Annotated in this window: 1 protein-coding gene; it reads right to left on the bottom strand. The window is 76.1% G+C overall.

What is annotated here, in order from left to right; translation table 11 throughout:
• Window positions 1–31: 31 nt before the first annotated feature.
• Window positions 32–1224: hypothetical protein (locus Q6969_RS15790; protein WP_317231291.1), on the bottom strand; the 1193-nt coding region annotated here is incomplete at its 5' end.

The raw sequence follows: 1224 nt of genomic DNA, 5'->3' as shown, positions 1-1224 counted from the left end.
CGCGCGACGGCCGTGAGGGCGAGGGAGGGGATCACGGGCGTCCCGGGGCGGCGCCGGGCGCCGCGTAGGGGTCGCGCGCGTCCGGGCCCGTCGCCGTCGGGGCACCCGCGGCACGCTCCTCGGCGAAGCGGGCGAGCTCGAGGTCGAGCCCCTCGCGCCGCATCCGGAGGTCGATGTAGAGGATCGTCGCGTTGGCGGTCGTGACGATGGCGCCGATGCTCCCCACGACGACGCTCACCACGACGGCGAGCAGCTGCGACCCGAGGTAGAACACGACGGACGCGTCGAAGGACTCGAAGTCGAGCTCCCCGTTCGGGAAGAGCACGCCCTGCAGGATGGAGGTCAGCAGCGTCAGCGGCACCGTGACGACGTTGGTGGCGGCCGAGACGATCACGCCCGTGAGCAGCAGGATCCCGAGCACGCGCCAGAACGACCCGATCGTGAGCGACCAGGAGCGCCGGGCCGCGGCGAACGGCCGGAGCCGCTCGATCACGATCGCGCTCGGCACGAGGGCGAGGCGGGTCGTGACCCAGGCGGCGACGACGACGAGGCCGGCCACGCCGAGGACCCCCACGATCACGCCGACGACGATGCCCGCGCCGCCCGCGAGAACCAGGAGGACGACGACGCCGGCCAGCACGGCGGCCACGAGCGTCCACGCGGCGGCCAGGAAGGCGCTCCACAGGACGAGCGAGCCGACGCGCGGACGGGCGAGGCGCCACAGCGCGCGCATCCGGAGGCGCTCGCCGAGCGTGCCGCGGGCGACCTCGCTCGCGATGACGCCCTGCAGGAAGGCGGAGGCGACGATGGACAGCACCAGCGTCACGAGCGCCGCGACCACGACGGCCGCGACGCCGCCCGCGATGAGCGGCCCCTGGTCGGCCTCGCGTGCCGAGAGCACGCGCAGCACGACGAAGCCGCTCACGCCGCCGACGATCAGCAGGGTCAGGACGCCGACGAGCCCCTGGATGAGGAGCGCGCTGCCGATGGTGGGCCCGGGGTTCCGGCGCAGCGTCTGGAAGGAGCCCGCGAGGATCGCGCCGAGCCCGAGCGGGCGCAGCGGCAGCAGGCCGGGCTTCGGGGGTGGCGTCCAGCCGGGTGCGGCGCCCCATCCCGGAGCGGGCGGGTACCCGGGGCCCGGGCCGTACCCGCCGACCGGGGCGTAGCCGGGGCCCGCAGGCTGACCGGGTGCGGCAGGGTGGCCCGGCGCCGGTGGGGGACCGG

This window comes from Clavibacter sp. MX14-G9D, assembly GCF_032917815.1.
Classification (GTDB): domain Bacteria; phylum Actinomycetota; class Actinomycetes; order Actinomycetales; family Microbacteriaceae; genus Clavibacter; species Clavibacter michiganensis_K.
The sequence above is the reverse complement of the archived record's forward strand: the minus strand, read 5'-3'. Positions and strand labels throughout refer to the sequence as shown.